General features: G+C 68.8%; 14 protein-coding genes and 3 pseudogenes. 9 read left to right on the forward strand and 8 right to left on the reverse strand.

Annotation, left to right across the window (positions count from 1 at the left end):
- Positions 1-34 precede the first annotated feature (34 nt).
- From ACTWQR_RS33255 to ACTWQR_RS33275, 5 genes are all read left to right on the forward strand, one after another.
- Positions 35-1522, forward strand: coding sequence for a site-specific integrase (locus ACTWQR_RS33255; protein WP_443230918.1), 1488 nt, complete (start codon positions 35-37; stop codon positions 1520-1522).
- Positions 1522-3276: a hypothetical protein gene (locus ACTWQR_RS33260; RefSeq protein WP_443230919.1), complete on the forward strand. Its 1755-nt coding sequence runs from the start codon at positions 1522-1524 to the stop codon at positions 3274-3276. Before ACTWQR_RS33255 ends, ACTWQR_RS33260 begins: the two co-directional genes overlap by 1 nt.
- The gene (locus tag ACTWQR_RS33265) at positions 3273-3527 is read left to right on the forward strand and encodes a hypothetical protein (RefSeq protein ID WP_443230920.1); all 255 of its coding nucleotides are present in this window, start codon (positions 3273-3275) and stop codon (positions 3525-3527) included. The genes ACTWQR_RS33260 and ACTWQR_RS33265 overlap by 4 nt, the downstream gene beginning before the upstream one ends.
- Entirely contained in the window at positions 3494-5485 is a 1992-nt protein-coding gene (locus tag ACTWQR_RS33270) for a site-specific integrase (RefSeq protein WP_443230921.1), read from the forward strand. The genes ACTWQR_RS33265 and ACTWQR_RS33270 overlap by 34 nt, the downstream gene beginning before the upstream one ends.
- Before the next feature lie 149 nt (positions 5486-5634).
- Positions 5635-5976, forward strand: coding sequence for a hypothetical protein (locus ACTWQR_RS33275; RefSeq protein ID WP_443230922.1), 342 nt, complete (start codon positions 5635-5637; stop codon positions 5974-5976).
- A gap of 57 nt (positions 5977-6033) precedes the next feature.
- On the opposite strand, the pseudogene ACTWQR_RS33280 reads toward ACTWQR_RS33275, so the two are convergent.
- Positions 6034-6660, reverse strand: a pseudogene (locus ACTWQR_RS33280) (arsenic resistance protein); the annotation flags it as partial.
- A gap of 292 nt (positions 6661-6952) precedes the next feature.
- A complete protein-coding gene (locus ACTWQR_RS33285) occupies positions 6953-7894 on the reverse strand; it encodes an alpha/beta fold hydrolase (protein ID WP_443230948.1) in 942 nt (313 codons plus the stop codon).
- A gap of 116 nt (positions 7895-8010) precedes the next feature.
- Here ACTWQR_RS33285 and ACTWQR_RS33290 point away from each other — a divergent pair, with 116 nt between their 5' ends.
- Entirely contained in the window at positions 8011-8991 is a 981-nt protein-coding gene (locus tag ACTWQR_RS33290; protein ID WP_443230923.1) for a helix-turn-helix transcriptional regulator, read from the forward strand.
- A gap of 72 nt (positions 8992-9063) precedes the next feature.
- On the opposite strand, the gene ACTWQR_RS33295 is transcribed toward ACTWQR_RS33290, so the two are convergent.
- From ACTWQR_RS33295 to ACTWQR_RS33305, 3 genes and pseudogenes are all read right to left on the reverse strand, one after another.
- Positions 9064-9675 carry a YdeI/OmpD-associated family protein gene (locus ACTWQR_RS33295; RefSeq protein WP_443230924.1) on the reverse strand — a complete coding sequence of 204 codons (612 nt, stop codon included), beginning with the start codon at positions 9673-9675 and terminating at the stop codon, positions 9064-9066.
- Positions 9676-10104: 429 nt separating this feature from the next.
- On the reverse strand, positions 10105-10881 hold the full coding sequence (locus tag ACTWQR_RS33300) for a MerR family transcriptional regulator (protein WP_443230925.1): 777 nt from the start codon (positions 10879-10881) through the stop codon (positions 10105-10107).
- A gap of 187 nt (positions 10882-11068) precedes the next feature.
- Positions 11069-11977, reverse strand: a pseudogene (locus tag ACTWQR_RS33305) (DNA polymerase III subunit alpha); the annotation flags it as partial.
- Between the two features lie 479 nt (positions 11978-12456).
- Here ACTWQR_RS33305 and ACTWQR_RS33310 point away from each other — a divergent pair.
- Both ACTWQR_RS33310 and ACTWQR_RS33315 read left to right on the forward strand, forming a co-directional pair.
- A pseudogene (locus ACTWQR_RS33310) lies at positions 12457-12705 on the forward strand (aldehyde dehydrogenase family protein); the annotation flags it as partial.
- 174 nt (positions 12706-12879) lie between these two features.
- Entirely contained in the window at positions 12880-14955 is a 2076-nt protein-coding gene (locus tag ACTWQR_RS33315) for an ATP-binding protein (RefSeq protein WP_443230926.1), read from the forward strand.
- 106 nt (positions 14956-15061) lie between these two features.
- Here the strand turns inward: ACTWQR_RS33315 and ACTWQR_RS33320 are convergent, their stop codons facing one another.
- The gene (locus ACTWQR_RS33320) at positions 15062-15649 is read right to left on the reverse strand and encodes a sigma-70 family RNA polymerase sigma factor (RefSeq protein ID WP_443230927.1); all 588 of its coding nucleotides are present in this window, start codon (positions 15647-15649) and stop codon (positions 15062-15064) included.
- A 394-nt stretch (positions 15650-16043) separates the two neighbouring features.
- Between ACTWQR_RS33320 and ACTWQR_RS33325 the strand changes: the two genes are divergently transcribed.
- Positions 16044-16973: an SGNH/GDSL hydrolase family protein gene (locus tag ACTWQR_RS33325; protein WP_443230928.1), complete on the forward strand. Its 930-nt coding sequence runs from the start codon at positions 16044-16046 to the stop codon at positions 16971-16973.
- Between the two features lie 487 nt (positions 16974-17460).
- Here the strand turns inward: ACTWQR_RS33325 and ACTWQR_RS33330 are convergent, their stop codons facing one another.
- On the reverse strand, positions 17461-18066 hold the full coding sequence (locus tag ACTWQR_RS33330) for a GNAT family N-acetyltransferase (protein WP_443230929.1): 606 nt from the start codon (positions 18064-18066) through the stop codon (positions 17461-17463).
- 234 nt (positions 18067-18300) lie between these two features.
- The gene (locus ACTWQR_RS33335) at positions 18301-21048 is read right to left on the reverse strand and encodes a BTAD domain-containing putative transcriptional regulator (RefSeq protein ID WP_443230930.1); all 2748 of its coding nucleotides are present in this window, start codon (positions 21046-21048) and stop codon (positions 18301-18303) included.
- Positions 21049-21466 lie beyond the last annotated feature (418 nt).

A 21466-nucleotide genomic window follows, 5' to 3' on the forward strand; every position in this document is an offset into this window, starting at 1 on the left:
TTCTGCGCTGTGTCCCGTCCGTACGGTCGGGGGCATGGAGGTGGCGTTCTACTCGAGTGAGGGCTGGGAGTCCTGGGGGCTGTCGGCGAAGCCGGTGATCCCCGAGGGGATGGCCTTTCTTGTCGATGACGACCTGCTCTTCGAGGACGAGCGCGGGCGGCGGGCGACCCGGGCTGCGAACGAGTGGCTTCGGCTGCGGCCGACGGAGAATTGCCCGGCACCCTCGTCCTGGGGTACGTATGCGCGCATTCTGCGGGACTGGTTTGTGTCCGCCCAGCTGCACGGAGTGGAGATCTTCGACACCAGGGACCGGCTGAAGGCCTTGCTCAGCACGTACGCGGTGGACCGCGCCAGTGGAGATCTCAAGCAGCGGCTCGGGGCGGTGACCTGGAACCAGCACATGAGCGTGCTGGGCATGTTCTACCGGTGGGCGGTCGACGAGTCGTACGCCTCGTCGGTGCCCTTCACCTACCAGCAGGCGGCGGTGGTCTACGCGGAGACCGTCCGCCAGATCATGGTGAACCAGGCGAGGCGGCGGGTCCCGCATGCCCACGTGACGGTCAAGTACCTGGAGGACGGCTTCGCCTCCATGTTCGTGAACGCGCTGGCCGGGCTGCGGCCGGACGGCAGCGAGGACGAGGACCCGCAGCGGTTTCGCGGGCGGCACCTGGCCCGCAACTCTGCGGTGGCCGACATGGTGCTGTCCTCGGGCACCCGCCTGCAGGAGTTCACCTACCTGCTGGCCTGCGAAGTCCCGCCGCTGCCAGCGGCTCTCCGGCTCATGCCGATCCCGTTTCCCCTCCCGGAGGAGATCACCAAGGGCAGTAAGTTCCGCGTGTCGTGGGTGAGCTACACCTCGCTGGCCCGCGTTCACGCCTACATCGCCCTGGAGCGGATGCTGGCCTGCGAGAGGTCGAAGTGGCGGCCGCCGAGGCGATGGGGCGAGCCGCTGTTCGTGACCGAGATGGACAGTCAGGGCGGTCGGGTCAACGGCCGGTGGACCAAGTGGAGTTCACTGGAGCCGGGCCAGCGGCGGCGCCTGGTGGCGCCAGCCGGCGGGTCGATGTTGCTGGCCGTGCGGTCCGACGGCGGTCCGTTCACCGCCTGGTCGAGTCTGTTCGAGCGGACCAGCCGCCGGATCGCCGAGCGCTACGAGCCGCGCTTCCCTCACGTCCATCCGCACCGCTGCCGCCACACGATGGCAATGGCCACCATGGAACGGCTGGTGGCCGGCTACTACGAGCAGGCCGCACGGCTCTCGGCGGCGGGCGGAGACGCGGATGCGGCCCTGGCCCACTACCTGATCACGACAGAGCCGCTGCTGGTCCTGCGCGATTTACTCGGGCACTCCTCGTCGCTGACCACGGAAAAGTACCTCCGGCGCCTGGACATGATGCGGATCTTCCGCGAGATCTACGAGGACACCGGACGCCGCTGGGGTCTGCTGGACCACGAGGCGGCCGAGCGCGAGGCGGATGCCGAGTTCGAGGACGACGACGCCGGAGCCGGGGTGCTGGTCTGATGCCGGGCAGCGTGATTGACGAGCCGCTCGGGGTTTCCTGCGTGTTCATGGACGGTCGGCGGGCCGAGTGCTTCTTGAACGAGGACCGCCGGCTGCCCGATCTGGCAGCTGAGCTGGTGCGGGCCCTGGCGGACCTGGTGAAGCCGCACGGCGACCTGGACTCGGCGAACTCGGTGCGGGGCTACCTGGTCAGCATCCGGTATTTCCTGCGGGATCTGGACGAGCACGGCTTCGCCGGGACGGCGAAGGATCTGTCCCGGCCGGTGCTGGCCAGGGCCTTGCTGGCCCTGAAGCAAGGACGGCACGAGTCGCCGGTCCGCATCCTGCTGCGACGGCTGGACGACCTGGAGCGTGTGTTTGCGGCGGATGTCCGCCGGTTCGTGGACGGCCGCAACTTCCATGCCCGCCCCTCGGAGGACCGGCAGCCCTTGGTGCCCTACAGCGAACGGGAGTGGGCGAACCTGATCTCGGTCTGCGACGGGATCACGGGCACGGCCTACACGGCGTTCAAGGCAGCCCTGCGGGAGGCCGAGCGGGGCCAGGACGTGGCAGTCGGAGGCTGGAGTCGGCCAAACGTCCAGTGGGTGCTGCGGCACCGCGGGCCCGAGGGCACCCTGCCCAAGCGGGTCCGCGGCCAGTACGCCGCGGTCCGCACCCTCACGCAGGTCTATCCCGGCGCCGGCAACGAGGCGGTGGCCGCACTCTTCCCCGGGCCGGGCGTCGTCTTCGCCTACCGCATCCTGTTCGGCACCCGCACAGGCATCGTCGCTGATGGCATCGCCGGTCTTGGACTGGGTGACATCGACTGGGCAGGCGACAGGACGGCCCTGGTCGACTACATCAAGGGCCGCACCGCCAAGGAGAGCCTGACACTGTCACGTTCGGCGGTCCGCCTCTTGGAGCGGTGGCTTGAGCACTCCGCGGTGCTGCGGGAGTTCGCCCCCGCTGGCTTGCGGGAACGGCTCTGGCTGCGGTTCAACCCGACCGGCACCTACAAGTGGTCGGCGGGCCGGTTCCCGAAGCCTCATGAGCGGAATTGGTACGAGCGCAATGGCCTGGTCGACGCCGACGGCAAGCCGTTCTTGATCCACGGCCCGCGCATCCGCACCACTTTCGAGGCGTCGAAGGACCGGCGCATCTGGCAGAGCACCTCCCGCGCGAGGATCGACCCGAACCACACTCCGGCGGTCGAGGGCGCCCACTACGTTGCCCACCAGACGCCCACGCAGAAGGCGGCCACCGAGGCGATCATCGAGTCCGCGCAGAGCGACCTGATCCGACGAAGCCAGAACCCGCTGGTGATCAAAGGCGATGACGGTCTGGCCGCCTTCCTCGAGGGATTCCCGGCCGAAGCGGCCCGGCTCGGCCTCGACGACGCCGCCCTGACCGAGCTGATCGGCGGCGAGCGCGACGTGTTCGCGGCCGCCTGCGGCGACCAGTTGTCAGGGCTGCACGGGCCGGCGGGAAAGCCCTGCCCGGCCAGGCCATGGGTCTGTCTTCTTTGCCCCCTGGCTCTGTTCGCCCCACGCCACCTGCCCAACCTCATGCGGCTGAGAGCGTTCTTCGCCCGGCAGTGGCAGCAGACGCCCGCTGCGGCCTTCATGGCGATCTTCGGCCCCTATGCCCAACGGCTGGACGACCTCCTCAGCCCTCAGTCCAACTACTTCACCACGACGGCACTGCAGGAGGCCGCAGGCCAGGTCGCCGACACCGACAGTGAACTCCCGCTTCGTCCGGAGGAGTTGACCCAGTGACCATTCTCGCTGAAGAAGCCGGGAAGGCCGGTCGGCCCGGCGGATCGGTGTTCGCCGGCGCGGCCGTCTGTGAGGTGGTCCGTCTCCCGGTCCGGATCGGCTGCCGCAGCCCTCTGTTCGAGCAGAACGTCTGGGACCTGACCGTGGTCGACGGGATTCCCCGGTTCTTCAGCCCGGCCCGGCGGACCTTCGACTTCACCAAGATCAGCAACCCGCGGTGGCGGTCGCGAAGGAGTACCTGCTGGCGCTGATGGCGCCGGAACACGAACAGGTCCGGATCCTCCCGGACGCCTACCGCCTGCCGAAGACCCTGATCACCTGCCAGCAGCGGCTGGAATGGCTGATCAGCTGGATGAACTGGCTCACCGAGCAGGGTGTTCAGTTGCTGAGTCAGGTGGTCCAGGACCACTGCGACCGGTTCCTGCAGCACCGCTCAACGATCTACGACCGTGACGGTGGCCGGCTCCGGGACGCGAGTGACGACACCCGCATGATGGCCGAGCTCGTCCCGCGCGAACTGGCCTACTACGGCGAGGTGTTCAGCACCGACCGCTACCGCGAGGGCTTCACTCCCCGCGCGGCGACGGCGGTCCGGACCCAGGGGAAAACGGAGAACAAGACCCAGCCGGCCCGGACCGAACTGCAGCAGCCGCTGCTGGCCGCCGCCTTGTTCCTGGTCCAGAAGGTGGGCCCGCATGTGATCGCCCTCCAGCAGGAGATCGAGCGTCACCGGGCCGCCCCCAGGGTCGAGCCGATGCCGCTGGCTGAGCGGGCAGAGGCCGTGGCCCGCACGTTGCGGCAGCACGCGAGGACCGGAGAGCCGCTGGTCCAGACGTCTCTGGAGGGCTTGGAATACAAGATCGGCAAGGGGTGGGACCCAGCCGATCCGCTGATCCACGTCAGCCTCAAGCGGCTGGTCAGGGAGAGCGGGACGGGCGGATCGGACCCCCGCCAGCGCTGGGTGAGACCCGGCGGCCGCTGGGAATCCATCCTGCCCTTGCTCGAGCAGACCCTTGCCCAGGTCGGGGTGGCCCCGTTCTGGGGGCGTCATGCCGCCGTCATCGACCGCGCGGACGGCGACGGGCAGGTCCCTTGGACGCTGCCGCTGTTCCCCGCGGACGTCAGGGCGCTGATCGGGGTCGTTCGCACGGCCTGCATCATCGCTGTTTCGGCGCTGAGCGGCATGCGGCACAGCGAGCTCTGCGAACTGCCCGCGGACTGCCGGCAGCCGCCCGAAGAGATCGGTCCCGGCCGGGTCCGGCACCGCCTCAAGAGCAAGCTGATCAAGGGAAAGAAGCACGGCGGCGTCTGGGACGAATGGGTCGTCGTCGCCGAGGCATACGAGGTAGCCGGCATCGCCCGAGACCTCGCCGGCCGCGGCGCGGCCCACCTGTTTCCCCAGGTTCTCAACTTCGGTGGCCCGGACGGCCGTTACGCACGGTTCCGGGAGTGGGTCAACGGCGAGGAAGGGGCCCGTCTCGGTCTCGCTCCGATCCCGCCTGATCCGCTCAACCTGCGGGTTCTCCGCCGCACCCTGGCCATCGAGATCGCGCATCGTCCCGGCGGACTGCTGGCCGCGAAAGTCCAGCTCAAGCACCTGTCCGTGGTCACCACCGAGGGCTATGCGAACCGGCCCGGCGGAGCACAGGCCAAGTTCCTCGCCGAGGTCGGCGAGTCAGAACACAACCGCAACCTCGCCCTGACCCTGCAGGCCTTCCGCGACTTCCAAGAAGGCCGTCAGCCGGCCGGTCCGGGCGCCCGTGACCTCGTGAACTTCTTTAAGTCCGTCGAGAGCGAACTCCACCAGGACGCCGTGGCCCCGCAGATCAAGCATGGTGATCAAGAGGTTATCAACCTGCTCTCCCAGCGGGCCGGCACCCTGCACCTGGGCATTGCGAACTACTGCTGGTTCATCGACCCGGACAAGGCCCTCTGCCTCAAACTCGCCCAGGCCAAGGACCGCAGCCGTCCCATGGCGGGGATGTGTGACTCCGCCCGCTGCCCGCAGGCCACCCACCACCCCTGCCACCGGCCCGTCTGGGCATCGGCCGCGGCCAGCAGCAGGATCTTCATCGGCAAGATCGGCCGGTCCCAGAAAGCAGAGAAGTCGCGACTGGCGGCCGAGGCCGAGCGGGCCGACCACGTCGTCGCCGCTATCGACGCGGCCCTGGCCACCGCCACTGGAGGAGTGCATGGGAAGGATCAGTGACACCGACCGGACCCGCAACGAGGAAGCGATCCGGGCCGCCATGCACCGGCTCCTTCGCGGCGAACTCCCGCCCGGCGGCCGATGCGACCTCAAGACCCTCGCAGCAGAGGCCGGAGTGACCCGCACGGGCTTCTACCCGAAGAAGGACCGTGACGGCACCGTCCGCGAAGGGCCCTACCAGCACCTCGGCGACGAGTTCGTACGCCGTCTGGCGGCCCTCCGGGCGGCCGGGGAGATGCCAGAACCCCCGAGACGCCCAGATCGAGCGCCTGAAGGCCCAGAACTCAGCGCTGAGGGACCGCGTTGCCGACCGGGACAAGACCATCGAAGAGCTGACCGCGTTCAAGAAGCTCGCGTTGTCCCGGCTCGCCGCCCAGCACGACGAGATCCTCCACTTGCGCAGTCCGGAGCCTGCCCCGGAGCCGACTCCGCCCGCCAAACTGGCCACCGTTCCTCGCGCCAGGCCGGCCGTCATCGGCAGCTGCATCTGACCCGCCCCAATCCGGCGGGCCCTGATGCCGAGGTCTGCCGCTGGCTGGCGGGGCCGTTCAGACCTGGACCGGAGTCTTCTCGGCGGGAGCGAGACGGGGCACGAGACGGACATAGACGACCATGCCGAGGACTTCGACGAGGGTCTGGGTGACCACGACGGCCGCGGCGACGGCCAGTTGGTCGGGCAGAGCCAGGGCGAGGGGCAGCACGACCAGGGAGTTGCGGGTCGCGCCGGTGAAGATGACCGCCCGGGAGGCGGGGGCATCGAGGCGGAACAGGCGAGCGACAGCCCGACCGGCGAACGCCATCACGAGCAGGAACAGGGCATAGAACGGGACCACGGCGGCCACGTAGGTGAGGTTCCCGCCGAGCTTGGGGACCTGGGAGGCGACCACGACCAGCAGGGTCGCCGCCATCAGCGGCACCATCGTTGTCGTCGCGGCATCGGACACCTGCTGCCCGGCCGGCTTGCGGCCCGCCCACGCCTGCAGGGCCCAGGCGAGGGCGAGGGGAATGACGATCAGGACGAGGAAGGCCTCGAGGAACGGGCCCGCCTCGACGATGTCGGCGAGGCCGGAGCCCATGAACAGGAACAAGAACAGCGGCAGCAGCAGCATTTGCGCGACGAGCAGGAGCGGGGTCGCGGCCAGCAGACGACGGCTGGAGCCGCCGGCCAGACCGCTGCGAGGTCGGAATCCCAATCGCCGCCGCCCGCGGCGCCGCCATCCGACAGCAACTCCTCGAACTGCCCGCACCTGTCGTCGCGGACGCTCTCGGCTACCACGACAAGACCACCAGTCGCCTCCGCAACGAGACCGGCGGCACCTGGAGCCGATACGCCGCCGGAGACCACGGGAGGTCACCGGTCGGCTGGGCACCCAAAACAACCGGCGAGAGTTGATTTCGCGAGCCCATTTGTCATCGGTGTGATGCGAGAACTCGGCCTTCAGGTGATCCGAACCGGATCACAGGACACTAGCCCTGCCGTTCCAGCCATTCCGAAATCACCTGGTTGGTTTCTTCTGGCATTTCCTCCTGGACCCAGTGACCGCAGTCCAGGCCGACCACTTCCACGTTGGGCACGAATTCTGCCAGTCTTTCGAACCTCGGGATCGCGAAGTCCTGGTCGCCGTAGATCATGAGGGCGGGCTGCTTGATGATCGGGTCCGCGTCCGCCAGCTGGTGCCAGTTGCGGTCGAGGTTCCTGTACCAGTTGATGCCGCCCGTGAATCCCGACGTCTCGAACGCGGAGACGTAGACGGCCAGGTCGCTGTCGCTCATGATGGGCTCACCGAGTGGTGTTTCCGCCTTGGCGAGGTTGATAAATGCCATGCCCGGCTCAGGGGGTGCGGTGGGCACGTTCTTCCGGTAGAGGTTGCGGAGGAACTGGGAGGTGTTGGCATCGAATGCGGCGTCCGCGACGCCCGGCTGCCGGTTGAAGTGGACGAAGTAGAAGTCGCCGCCGAGGAAGGTTTCCATGACCTCGATCCACGGCGTTTCTCCGCGCTCCTGGTAAGGCAGGCTCAGGTTGATCAGCTTGTTCACCCGGTCGGGGTGCAACAGGGTCAGTCCCCAGACGACGAACGCACCCCAGTCATGGCCGACGAAGGTGGCGTCCTCGTAGCCATAGTGGTCCAGGAGCGCGACGAGGTCACCCGTCAGGTGTTCGATGTCGTAGTCCGTCACCTCGGTCGGGCGGGATGAGTTGCCATAACCCCGCTGGTTCGGTGCGATGACGTGGTAGCCAGCCGCTGCGAGGACGGGCATCTGGTGACGCCAGGAGAAGGCGTGCTCCGGCCAGCCGTGGCAGAGCACGATGGGCTTGCCCTTGTTTTCCCGGCCTGCCTCGAAGACTTCGAGCTCCACACCGTTGACCTGGATGAGGGTGGGCTCGGGAAATTCTGCTTGATTGAACACGGCATTTCCTCTCTGGGGGCGTTCGCTGGCGGTTGACCTCCTCGATGAGGTCATGCTGCGACCTTGCAACCCAAACCGGTCATCCCATGACCGGTTTTTATGAGAGTTTTGTCAGTATGCGATCCAATCGGCTGGTGGCCATACTGCTCTTGCTCCAACGGCACGAGCAGGTGACAGCCGCAGAGGTCTCCCGAGAGCTGGACGTCTCCGAGCGCACCGCCCGCCGTGACCTCGACGCCCTGGCCATGGCCGGGGTGCCCGTGTACTCCGTGCAGGGCCGAGGCGGCGGCTGGCGCCTCGTGGGCGGCGCTCGTACCGACCTGTCCGGGTTGACCGCCGGTGAGGCACGCGCCCTGTTCCTGGCTGTCGGTCCGGCCTCGGATGCGACGCCGCCGATGAAAGCAGCTCTGCGCAAGCTCGTCCATGCTCTACCGAAGCCCTTCCAGGTGCAGGCCGAGGCAGCGGCGGCGTCGCTGGTCGTAGACCCGCAGCGATGGGGGGCGAGCCGGATCGAGCACCGGCCGCCTCGCTTCCTCGACGAACTCCAGGACGCGGTGATCAGCGGCGTCCAGGTGTCGCTCGGCTACGTCGACAGCAAAGGCGTCGAAACCCGGAGAACCGTCCATCCACTGGGCATCGTCGCCAAAGGTCCTGTGTGGTATCTCGTCTCCAACACCGAGACCGGCCGACGGATCTTCCGGATCGACCGCGTGTCGTCCGCCGACCCGACCGGCGGCCCTGTGCACCGACCCGGGGACTTCGACCTTGCCGAGAGCTGGAATGAGATCGCCAAAGAGGTCGATCGCAAACGAACGCCGCTGGAGGTCCAGGCGGTATGCACACCCGACGGGATAGGCATACTCCGGATGGCGCTCGGCGACCGGCTCGACGTGGGAGGTTCCACGACCGATGGCCGCATCGAGGTCGTGATCCGCGGCCCCAATGAGTACATCCTCGCCGGCGAGCTCTCCGGGCTGGTCGAATGGGTCGAGGTGACCGGCCCTCCGGGGGTCCGAGACCACCTGGCCTCGATCGGCAACGCCCTCGTCGAACGATACGGCCAGCCGCGCACCAGCGGAGACCTTCACCCGTCTTGAAGCGGACGAGGCAGGGCTTCGAGAACAGTTCCGCTCAATAGGCTGGGTTTGTCCGTTCCGGCAGGAGCCCGGTCACGACGCCGGCGGGTCCGCTGGCCTGGCTCTCTGCGGGTGGATCGTCTCGTGCCGGACCAGCATCGCCACGCACTCGGCGATCTTCCGGGTTCGCGTCTCGGCCCGCTTGACGGCATTGACCCGGCTGATGAGGGCGAAGCGGTTGGTCTTGGTGAGTACCTCGAACATCGCCTGCGCCGCTGGGTCGGCGGCGATCGCGACGCGCAGGTCGGCCGGCACCTCCGCTTCCGATGACGGCGCATAGGCGGCCGTCCACCGCCCGTCGGCCTTCGCGGCGTCGACCGCGGCGCGGCCGGCGGGCTGCATCAGGCCGGCCGCCTCCAACCGGGCCACGTTGGCGACGTTGCGCCGGGACCAGACGCTGCGGGGCCGGCGCGGGGTGTACCGCCGCCAGGAGCTCTCCTCGTCGCGCTTGCGGGCCTGCCCGTCGATCCAGCCGAAGCACAGTGCCTCGTCGACCGCCTGCTGCCAGGTCAGCGTGGTAACGGTGCCGCCCTTCCTGGCCAGGGCGAGCCACACGCCAGGAGAGGCGGTGTGGTTGTCCAGCAGCCACGCGCGCAGCGCCGCGCCGTCAGCAACGATCAACTCATCCAGCTCGGTTCCGGTCACCACCGCAGGTTAGTGCCGCAACCAGGTGTCGCGACCTGTCGGGGTGACTCGTTGAGCCCGCGGCGTCGATGTCGGCCTGGCTCGCCCTCGCCGACGCCACCGTGAAGAACGGCTGCCCTCTCCGGTCAGCTCAACGACCTCGGCGTCCCCACAGCCGCCGCCCGGACCGGAGCGATCCGCCACAGTGGGTCCTGGAGATGCCCGCCCCGTCGTCGTCGACGCCCTCGGCTACCACGACGTCATCGCGACCCGCCTCGCATCCGAAGTCGGAGAAGACTGGAGTTGCTACGCCGACGACCACGTACGGTCACCAGCAGGCTGGGCCCCAGGCGGAACTGGCGACAGTTGAATCGGCGAGCCCACCAGTATCAACCCCCGTTCCCCACCTGCCGGAGGGGCGGGAAGGGCTGGAAGCAGGAGGGGGGCTGTTCACGCGGGCACTCCGAACAGGTCGGCCAGTATCACGGAGGCGCTTTCGGGCGCCCGGCCGCTGAGGATCAGGGCAGAAGGGGTCATCCGCAGGGTGAAGTCGAAGAAGGCGCAGCAGTCCTGTTCGGCCGCTGCCAGTGCGGCGATCTGTCCGGCGAGGTCGGCGCTGGCGGGGAAGGTCAGCTGCAGCCCGTCCTCGATGTCCTCACGACCCGTTGCCCGGGCCACCAGGGCCTGCCACTGGCCGGTCCGCTCACCGAGCTCGGCGCCACCCAGAGTGCAGGCCACTGGGGCGGTCTTCCATGCCTGCCCGGCGGGCTCGACGGGGTCCGGCCGGGTCGGGGACAGGGTCACCGGCACCGGTCCCGGAGCCTGCGTGCTCATGCAGCCGCAGTCCGGCCCGCAGGCGCCTTCCGGCGCCGGCCCGGACAGCTGTTCGTGGACCTGGGCCAGGCGGGCGGAGAACGCGGCGAGCTCGGCCTGGCGCCGGTCGGCATCCGCGATCCGCTCGGCGACCAGCGGCACCATCCGCTGGCGCACCGCCGCACACACCCCTTGCTCCCACACAGCGAGCAGGTCACGGATCTCTTCGAGCGGCAGGCCCAGAGCTTTGCCCGAGGAGATGAACGCGAGACGTTCGACGGCGTCCTGGTCATAGACCCGATAGCCCGCCGCGGTCCGCTCCGCGGGCAGCAGCCCGGCGGTCTCATAGAAGCGCAGGGTCGTGGCCGGGATGCCGGAGAGCTCGGCCAGCTGCGAGATGCGATACGTGGTCACACCGTCGACGCTAAACCTTCAACCCGACTCGAAGGTCAAGCGATGTCCCGACAAGGCTGGCAGCGATCACACCGGTCGCGCCCGCAGAACGACATTCCCCCGAGAACCAGACCGACACGGCCCACCAGAGACAGCCCGCCAAAAGAGACACGACCTGCACGGGACACAGCGAGTGCGGAAACAACTTGGGCCACATCCCCGGATCGTGCTCCAACAACCCCGCGTACAGGGCGGCGGGGTGATGGGCTTTCAAAAAGGCGGACTGGAGGGCGGGGACGGCGAAGGCGACCGCGTGTGCGCGGCAGAAGCCGTAGGCGCCGAAGCTGGAGACGGTCTCCCACACTTCGTCCAGTACGGCTGGGCTGTAGCCGCGCTCCCCGGCGGTGCGGCGGAACCAGGCCTCGACTCTCGGCAGCCGGTCGACATCGGCGAGGGCGCGACGGGCGACGTCGCCGGCGGCGCGGTCGCAGCCGGTCATCCGCGTCAGGATCGCGATGATCTGCTCGTGCCAGATCACCACCCCGTAGGTGTCATTGAGGATCGGCTCCAGGTCCGGGTGCGGGTAGTGGGGCGCGGCGCCGTGCCGGGCGGCGATGAACAACGCGGGCATGCCGCCGGCGACCGGGCCGGGCCGGAAAAGCGAGATGTCGGCGATGACGTCCTGCATGTGCCGCGGCTGCAGCCTCCCCACCAAATCCTGCTGACCAGGCGACTCGAGCTGGAACAGGCCCACAGTGTCGGAGCGCTGGATGAGTTCGAAGGCGAGCCGGTCGTTCAGGTCGACGTGGTCGGGGTTGTCGAGATCGAGCTGACGGCCGGTGGTGCGGCGGATTTCGGCGACCGCGTGCGCCATCGCCGACTGCATCCGCACCCCCAGCACATCGAGCTTGAGCAGCCCGAAGCCTCCGAGTTCGACGTCCTCCTTGTCGGCCTGCACCATCGGATAGCCGCCGGGGGTCGGCTGCACCGGCACCCGGTCCAACAGCGACGCGTTCGACAGGATCACCCCGCACGGGTGCATGGCATAGCCGCGCGGCAGCGCGTCAAGGCCTTCGGCCAGCTCCCACATCGGCCCGAACTCCCCCGCCCGGGCGGCCGACACGCCTGGGATGCCTGGCATGTTTCGCGGACGCAGAACACCCAACTCGGCCTGGTGTTGAGGAATCACACTACTGACGAACATTCACAACTGGTGCGTCCCACCCTCCGCCTCGTACGACACGACCTGCAACGCCGGCTGCTCACCCATCCTGATGCCCTGGAAGGGCGTTGTCTGCCACGAAACCGGGCATACCGTCGGTCTCACCCACGGCGAGCAGGCTTCCCCGGAGCAAAGCCGGGGGCTTCGGCGTAGGCCAGGGCGGTGAGCAGGGCTACGGCAGGGACGCCGTCGGTGCGGGGCAGCAGGGGGTTGTCAGGCCGTTCGTCGCCGTGGAGCTATCGCGTTACTCGAAGCCCTCCTGAGCGCGAGCCCTGCCTTCCTGCCGGGCAGGTCGCGGTCGAGCACGACGACGTCGTACGCATTGACGTCCAGCTGTGCAGGAAGTTTCGATCGGCCGCGAAGCCTGCACCGCGCGCTCCGGCATGGTCTCCGTCAACTCGGTACTCAGCTTCGCCATCGTGCCCGCTCTCCCCTTCGGGGGCTCCCAAGACTCCGGATTCGGACGCATCCACGGCGAGGACGGCCTGCGCGCCTTCACCGCACCCCAGTCCGTCACAGTGCAGCGCTTCGCCCCGCCGGTCAATCTGACCTCCTTCACGGCGCCCGCCGCGGCCAAGGCCCGTGTCGTCTCCCTCGTCCGCCAACTCCATGAGCGCCGCTGACGTATCCGATCCCCGCCGGAGTACCGAAACCGACCGTGGCGTTGCGTGAGATCGCCCACTGGAGGACGCAGCCCGTACTCACATCGGTCCGATGCGATCACATGCGAGAATCCTCGATCGTAAGTGATCTGGACGTCTGCGCTATCCGCGCGACAGCGAACCGAGGGGGCCTGCATGAGTGGCGGCGGAGCCGGCTGGATAGCGGCCCAATTACAGGAGGCACGAGACCGCGCCTTCGCGGGCCGTGCGGCCGAGCTGGCCCTCTTTCGTTCCGCATTGTCCGGCGATGCGAAAAGCCTTGCGGTGCTTTACCTGCACGGACCCGGCGGCATCGGCAAGTCGATGCTGTTGCGCCGCTTCGCCGCCGAGGCACGGGCGGCGGGACGCGAGGTGCTCGAGGTCGACGGGCGGATCACCGAGCCCACACCCCAGGCCTTCGAAGAGGAGGCCGGGCCGGTACTCACCGGCGAGCGGGTCGTCCTGCTCATCGACACCTTCGAGCGCTGCCAGGGCCTTGAGGGCTGGCTGCGGGACAGGTTCCTGACCCGTCTGCCGGCCGGAGCACTCGTCGTCATCGCGGGACGCCAGGCACCGGAGGCCGGGTGGACCTCTGATCCCGGCTGGGCAACACTGATGCGGACCGTGGCGCTGCGCAATCTCACCCCGGACGAGGCCGCTGCCTTCCTGAACAACCGCGGAGTACCGCGGCGGACACATGACGCACTGCTGGCCTTCACCGGTGGCCACCCCCTCGGCCTCGCGCTCGCGGCCGCGGTGGCGATGCAGGACGAGGAGAGCACCGGGGACTGGGAGCCGAGCCGGGATGTGATCGAGACGCTGCTGCCGCAGCTGATCGGCGAGGTGCCCTCACCGATTCACCGGCGGGCGCTGGAAGTGTGCGCCCACGCGTACGTGACCACGGAGACACTGCTGCGCGCCGTACTCGGTGACGCGGCGGTGTCGACGTTCGCCTGGCTGCGCGATCTTCCCTTCGTCGAGTCCTCTCGACACGGCCTGTTTCCGCACGATGTGGTGCGTGCGGCGCTGGAGGCGGACCTGCGCTGGCGTGATCCCGATGGGTTCGCGGAGCTGCACAGCCGGCTCCGCCGCCACCTGTTCGATCGGATACGGACGGTTCCGGAGAGCGGGATGCTGTCTGCCGTGGGCGAGTTCTTCTATCTGTACCGCACCGATCGCTACATATCCGACTTCAACAGCTGGCGCGGTGACGGCGAGGTGGTGTTGCAGCCCTGCGATCCGGCGGAACACACCTCGGTGATCGACCTGACGACCAAGGTGGAAGGGCCGGAGTCGGCTGAACTGGCCCGATTCTGGCTGGACCGGCAGCCGGACACCTTCCGCGTGTACCGGTCCACGCGGAGCGGCGAGATCGTGGGCTTCTCCACCTGGCTGCGACAGACCGAACCGTATGGCGAGGACGTCGACCCCGTGGTCTCGGCGGCCTGGAAACACGCCCGCAGCACCGCCGCGCTGCGGGACGGTGAGCACCTGGCAGTGTCCCGGTTCCATGTGCCCGGGCTGGCGGGGGGAAGCCAGCCAAAGATATCGCCGGTCGAGGACCTCCACCAATGGCGATTCGTGGCCGAAGTCGTCCGCGCCGGCCCGCGACTGGGCTGGTCGTACCTAGCCATACGGGCCGTGGATTTCTGGCATCCCTATGCGACGAGCCTCGGCCTCGTCCCGATCGACGACCGGCCTCAGATCGGCGACGTCACGTACGTGCTGTTCGCCTTGGACTGGCGGACGCAGCCGCTCTGGACGTGGGCGGAGCAGAAGACCCGTCTGATGCTGTCGAACGTGCCCAGCGTGGCCGGCGCTCCCGATGAGGCGCCGTCCTCCGGCGGGCCTGCCGAACTCACCGTACTGTCCCGGCCCGAATTCGAGGCCGCCGTACGCGACGCGCTGCGCAAGCTGCGCAATCCGGAGGAACTCACGGCGAACCCATTGGCCCGCAGCAGGCTGACCGTCGAACAAGGGGCGGCACTGCGGGACGTGCTGATCCAGGCCGTGGAGGCGCTGGCAGAGGAACTTGGCGGTGAGAAGTACCACCGGGCGGTGGCGACAACCTATCTGCGGGGCGCAACCACCCAGGAAGGGGCCGCAGCACGGCTGGGCCTGCCGTTCGGTACATATCGCAGACATCTGGTCGGCGGCGTCGAGCGGCTCTGTGACGCCCTGTGGCGCCAGGAGATCCACGGAACCGCTCCTGGCGGGCACCGGTCGTCGTAGCCGTCGGATGTCCCTGACCGCGAGGCCGGTCGGGGACCTGCAAGGGCACGTTCGGGACACCGAGAGTACGAGCGATACCGGACGTCGCCGTTGGCGAGCCGGTCTGTCAGACGGTGGCGTCCAGGACCCCACGGGTCATCAGGGCGGCCTTGAGAGCCCTGATGGCGTAGTAGGAACGGGACTTCACCGTGCCCGGAGGTACGCCCAGGTGTTTCGCGGCGTCGGCCACGCTGTATCTGGAGTAGTGCATGAGCCTGATGACTTCCTCGTGCTGCGCGCTCAGCTCCCGTAAGGCGTTCGTGACCACCTGTGAGGTGAGCATCCGGTCTATCTGATCGGCAGTCGGAGTCTCCGGTCGTTCCGCCGCCGGCACCTCCGCCGGGCGTATCTGCCGTGCCCGGTGGTGGTCGATGACCAGGTTGCGTACGACGGTGAACAGCCAGGGACGGGCCGCGTCCGTGTTCCGCAGGAAGTTCAGATGGTTCAACGCCCTCGCGGCCGCCTCCTGGACGGCATCCTCCGCCTGGTGCCAGTCGCCTCCCAGGAGCCGGGCCGCGTACCGCAGCAGATCCGCGCCGTGCTGTTCGTACAGTCCCCTGACGAATGCCTCGCGGTCGGCGCTCTCGCCTCCCGGCTGCGCAAGTGGTGTGGGGTGCTCGGTGGAAGCGCCGACGGTATCGGTGGTGCGCCTCATGGCTTGGAGTCCTCGTGCTCGAAAATGTGCAAGTCGCCTGTCAACGCCCTGCGTTGACGTACCTACGCTCGTGCACGGGACTTGGCCGGAGCTTGTCGTCGGATTGCTGAGGGGCACGGCGGGCACCGCCCGCGAGAAGTCAGCCGCACCGAACGACATGGCCTGACGCGTGGTGAACCGATGCTCCCCGCTCCTCGTTGAGCCACTTCGAGAGCGTCCGCGGCGGACCGACGGGCTCGCCGCCCGCTTTACGAGGTCCCGGCCGGGCCGTGTCCGTTCCCGACCGACCGGCATATGGCCGTGGCTCCCGGGCGCGCGGCGATCACGAGCACGACGCGCCGCATCCATCCATCCGTTTCCACAGGAATTCAGAGGCGTTGTGGCACATCTCAGAATGACGCATTCCCACATCAGGCTGTCCCGCCGGCACCGCTCGGCCGCAGGAGTCGCGGCCGCCTCGGCCGCTCTGCTCTCGCTGTGCGCGCCGACCGCGACGGCCCAGAGCTTGGCGGTCACCGCCGGCGACGGGCCCAACTATGTGGCGCTAGGTGACTCCTACGCCTCGGGTGCCGGGCTGCCCGACGTGAAGGACAAGGACTGCGACCGCACCAAGTACGGCTACGCCCACATGATCTCCACGAGTTCCGCGGTGGCGGGGCTGAACCGCGCCTTCAAGGATGTCACCTGCAGCGGTGCCACCACCCGCGAGTTCTGGAACAGCAAGGGCACCACGCCTCCGCAGGCCAATGCCCTCACTCCCAACACGAAGCTCGTCACGCTGACCATGGGCGGCAACGACGTCGGCTTCGCCAAGGTGCTCGAAAAGTGCGCGACGGAAGCTATTCGCACTGGCCTGAAGGGCAGCCCCTGCAAGACGGAGTTCACGAAGGGCGGCAAGGACGAACTGGGCGAGCGCATCAACACCATGGAAGGCCGCATCCGCGATGTGCTCGCCGACGTCAGGCGACGCAGCCCGGACGCCAAAGTGATCGTCGTCGGTTACCCCGCGCTCTTCCCGGACAACGGAGTCGGCTGTCCGAGCTACACGGGAGTCCCTATCGCCGAGGGTGACTTCGCCTTCCTGCGGGACACGACGAAGAAGCTCAACCGGGCGCTGCAGCGCCAAGCGGCAGCCGGCGGCGTCGGTATGTACTTCGCGGACACCTACGCGTTGACGGCTGGTCACGACATGTGCCAGCCCAGCGACAAGCGGTGGATCGAGCCCCTGGTGAACCCTGCTAAGGACACCCAGATCGCCCATCCCAACCAGTACGGCCAACACGCCATGGCCTTGTCCGCCATGGTGCAGATCAACAAGCAGTAGTAACGCGCCGACGCGTCGGCGCTGATCCGGCGCCGACGCGTTGACCACCCGGTAGCGCGGCGGGACGGCGGTGCGACCGGCCGGGCCGCCGCGTTCCGGGTTCGCCTGCGTCGTCAGAGAGCTGTCAGCATGCGGCCGCGGGGCGTCGGGGGCACCGAGCCGCCGAAGCCTGTTTTGGACGAGTGCCGCACCCGCGTGCTGGAGCCGTTCGAGGATGCCCAGGGCGTCGGCGCACGCGGTGCGGGCCGCGTCCGGGCGGTCGGCACTCAGTTGGCTGTCCCCGAGATGCAATCGAAGGCCCACCGCTCGTCGGTGAACTCCTCGGGGCGTACCCCCACGGTCATCGGGGTGAGCCGATCGTGCGGCTTAGGGGTCGTCGGGCTGTACCGGGCCGGTTCGCTCTGCCGCCCCCACCCGTTGTGGTCCCTCGGCGGCTTCGGCGGCCTTCCTTGGGGACGCTCGCCGCTACCCTCCGCAGCCCTCTGTATTACGCACTGCGGAGTCGAAAAGCCGCCAGACGGGTCCCGGTCGCCGACACGGCGGAGCCGCCGCAGTGCGTTTCCTGATGTTGTGGTGCCGGGCCGGCGTTCGGCAGGGCGGTCGCAGCACATCCTCGACGTACGGTTCCCGGCTCGCCCGTCACCTCAATGCTGATCCGCAACAGGCCGTCGTCGTGGGTCTGTTGGAAAGGCACACCCAACTCCTGAAGGCTGCGGCTCAGCGACTGGTTCCCACGGCGGACATAACCGTGCATGGAAGCGTATCCGGCATCTGCCGCCGCGCCGACCAGTGCCCCCAGCAGCCGTCGGCCCACTCCTCGCCGTTGGTGCGCGTCCTCCACCAGGAGGGCGGCCTCGCAACTGCCGTCCCCGTCCGGAAGCAGGTGGGCCAGACCGATCATGCGGGCATCTGCCGTCACCGCGGCGAAGGAACGGCCGCCGCGAGTACCGAGCAACTTACGCACATAGGGTCCGCTGCGGGGCACTGGCTGCAGATAGCGGTTCAGAATCGTCTGTGGGGAACAACGTTCGTGCATCGCGACAGCCGCATCGACCTGGCGTAGATCCAGGGCATGGATCTCTAACTCGTGCATGACAGACTGTTGCATCGGAGACCTTTCGAGAAGTGGTCACTGCAGGTGGTGGCGAAGCGCATCCGCCCGGCATTCCGCGTGAGCGAAGGCGTGTTCCGGCGGTACCCGCCGACGTACTCTCCATCTCGGCGGCTCGCCCGCCCCCGGAAACCGGCCTGCCGTTCTACTCAACGGACAGAACCGGCAACAGGTTCGATTCGGCCGCTCATCGTGCTCACTGGTTGCGATGGTCGGTCACCCGGTTGGGATCGGTCTGCTCCGAAGCGAGCGCTGATCCCTTTCAGAACGCTTTCGGCCGCTGTCCCAAGGACGGGTCCTGCCAGCCGGGTAGCGAAAGTGGAGCCGCCGGAACCGCCGGATACGACCGAGGTGTTGGAGACCAGCTCGGTTCCGCCAGCGCCGTCCACAGCGAACCAGCCGCTGCCGGACGAGCACGCGGCCGTGGGGCAGCCACGCGGTGCACGGCCGACCGGGGCGGGGCCTCGGCCCCTCGCCGGGACAGGCCCGTACAGAACTCGTGGCGTCCGCCCCCTCCGGGTAACCCCAGATGTCCAGCTCCCCCACAGTTCCAGGGCGAGATGCGAAGGCGACCGGGACGGCTGCCCCCACTGCCTCCTCCAGCGACCTGCCCGGGGCGCCCGAGGGCGGCGTGACACCGATGTGCGGTGACGGAGAAGCGTCGGAGGCCGGGCGCTCAGGCACGCCGCACCGGCAGGTGGACCACGTTCGTCCGTCCGGTAGCAGTGCTGCCCGGCCCCGCCCCGAGGGCCACTCCCGGCATCGCTCCGCTCCCCCGCTCCCGTTCCGCGCCCGCGTGACCCTCGAGAGCACGGTCCGGCACTCACCCGCCTTGTCCACGTCGTTCCGCTGGAGGCACGCGTATCCGGCCCTCAAGGCAACGTGGGACAGCTCATGTTCATCGACCAGTGTGCCCGCAGCGACGGCATGTTCAGCGACCGATTCGACACTGCTGCCGGGCCGGGCAGCCAGTTCCTGGTACGCCGCCGCGTGCAGCTCACAGCTGCGCGCTCGGCTCAGGCCCGCCCTCAGCACCTCACGGACCAGCCCGCAGGAGAAGCGGTACGCCCCAGGTGCCCGTGGCGTCCTGCTCGCTGACCACACCACAAGACCGGACTCCGCGGCCACGTCCAGGCCGGAGAGTACGGCCTGCCTCGAAAGCGAGCCCATCACCGCCAGTACCGGCACATCCAGCTCGTCCCCGGCGACGGCAGCGGCCTCCAGCACCTGCCGCACCTGTGGAGCAAGGGCCCTCAGCCGGGCCCGGATGACGGACGCCACGGCGCCCGGGATCGTCAGATGCGGACCCGTCCGACGGCCGGCGGGCAGGCGCAGAAGTTCGGCGACGAAGAACGCGTTGCCACCAGTCAGCCGATGCAGCGCGGCCGCTTCCGACTGCGGACCATCTACGGCCGCACCGGCACCGGCGGCACTTGCACCGGAATCTCCGTCCGACCGAAGGAGGCCGGCGATGTCCTCAAGGGTCAGTGGTTGGAGTTCGAAGCGTTCCGCGCCGCACCGTGCGAGAGCCGCGAGCAGTTCCTCGGTGCCGGGTTCGTCGCCGGGATTCGCGGCGCACACGACCAGCAACGGCCTATCCCGAACCAGCGCCGCACAGGTGGCCAGTTCGTTCATCACCACCGGGGTGGCACCCTGGACATCGTCGATCAGGCAGAGCACAGGGCGGTTGTCCTCGAGTCCGCTCGCGTGCGGCCTGCCGTGTTCGCTCCCGAGCAGGTTCCCGCGCTCGCCCTCGTGCGCGCCAGTGCCCCCCAGGAACCGCGTGCCCACGGTTCCCCCGGCCGGGCGGACGGCCTGGGCCTCCTTCGGGTGGCGGAACCAGCGCACGGTGAAGCCGCGCTGTTCCGCCTCGGCTCCGAGCACCTCCAGCAGACGGGTCTTGCCGGTACCCACTCCGCCCGACACCACCGCCCACCGGGTACTGCCGGCACGTGCCACGGACAGCAGCTCGCTCAGCCGGGACAGTTCGGCCTCGCGTCCTGCCAGCCGTACCCGCCCAGGGGAGGGAGCCCGGCGGCTCACGTCGGGGGCAGGGGCGACGCGGACGCTCGTCCGCACAGCGGGATGCAACGCAGCGGTGTCATGCCGGAGGATCGACATGTGAACCCGTTGCAGCGCGGGCCCCGGATCCGTGCCCAGATCCTCTGCCAGAAGGCGGCGGACGGCATCGAAACGACGCAGCGCCTCACCCGCACGCCCCGCCAGATACAGGCCACGGAGCAGTACCGCCCAGGAAGCCTCACGCAGCGGATTCCTGCCCACGATCTCCTCGGCGACCGCGATGGACCGCATCACGTCCCCGTCTTCCAGCAGCAGACCGGCCTGAAGCTCCCGGGCGGACCATCGAAGCTCCGAGAGGCGGTTCGTCTCACGCTGCGCGAAGAGCTTTCCGGCCGCGTCCGCATAGGGCCTGCCGCGCCACAGAGACAGGGCCCTCTCCGCCTCCGCACGTGCCTGAGCCCACTGCTTCTCCCTCGCAAGCCCATGGGCGTTCTGCACGGCGTCCTCGAACAGCCCTGCGTCTCGCTGCTCACGCGCGACGCGCAGCGCATAGCCCCCCGAGGTGTAGGTCAGCAGGCCGGTCCCTGATTCCCGGGAATCCCCGAGCGCGGAACGGAGCCTGCTGACGTGGGCACGCAAGGAGGACACTGCCGCGCGCGGCGGCCGGCCGTCCCACAGATCTTCGCAGAGCCGCTCGACCGATACCGGCCGGCCGTCCGCAGCGAGCAGGCGCAGAAGAAGAACCCGCCGCTGCGGCGGCCCGAGCTCCACCGGGCCCGCTGTTCCGCTGACCTCCAACGCGCCCAGCACACCGAAGGACCAAGTGCCGGACGATCGGGTGTGCGCGGATGTCCCCTGCTCGGACGTCTGTCGGCCAACTACCCGCTGCTGGGGACCGCTTGCCGCGGTACTTCCCTGCCTCCCCGGACAGATCGTGGTCATCTGCGGTGCTCCTGTCTCACGTGACGCCTGCCGCTCACGCTGCCGCAGAAGACTGCCCACTCTGAAGACCGCTCGTCTGCCCACTACTGCTCGGTGTCCCTGGAACCGCTCCGCGGCCGGCACCGCGGTCCCATGCCCGGGGTCCGGATGACTTTCCGCAGAGCCCCGCCGGAAAACCCGGTCGGCCAACCCGCCGCCGGCGAGGCACAGCGCCAAACCCCGCGCGGAATGCGGCCGTTACCGGCACGACCGGCGGTGTGGGCGAACGGGGGCACCGTATTCCGGCCGGCGGCCGCAGGCCGCCGCCCCAGCCCCCCGGGCCCGCCCCGGCCGGTGACTTCAGCACAGCAGCAGAAACCGTCCGCACGGGAATCCGCCATTTCCGGGCACGGAGAACCCGCCCGGATGCAACGCTGCT

Source organism: Streptomyces sp. 2A115, assembly GCF_052245575.1.
Lineage (GTDB): Bacteria > Actinomycetota > Actinomycetes > Streptomycetales > Streptomycetaceae > Streptomyces.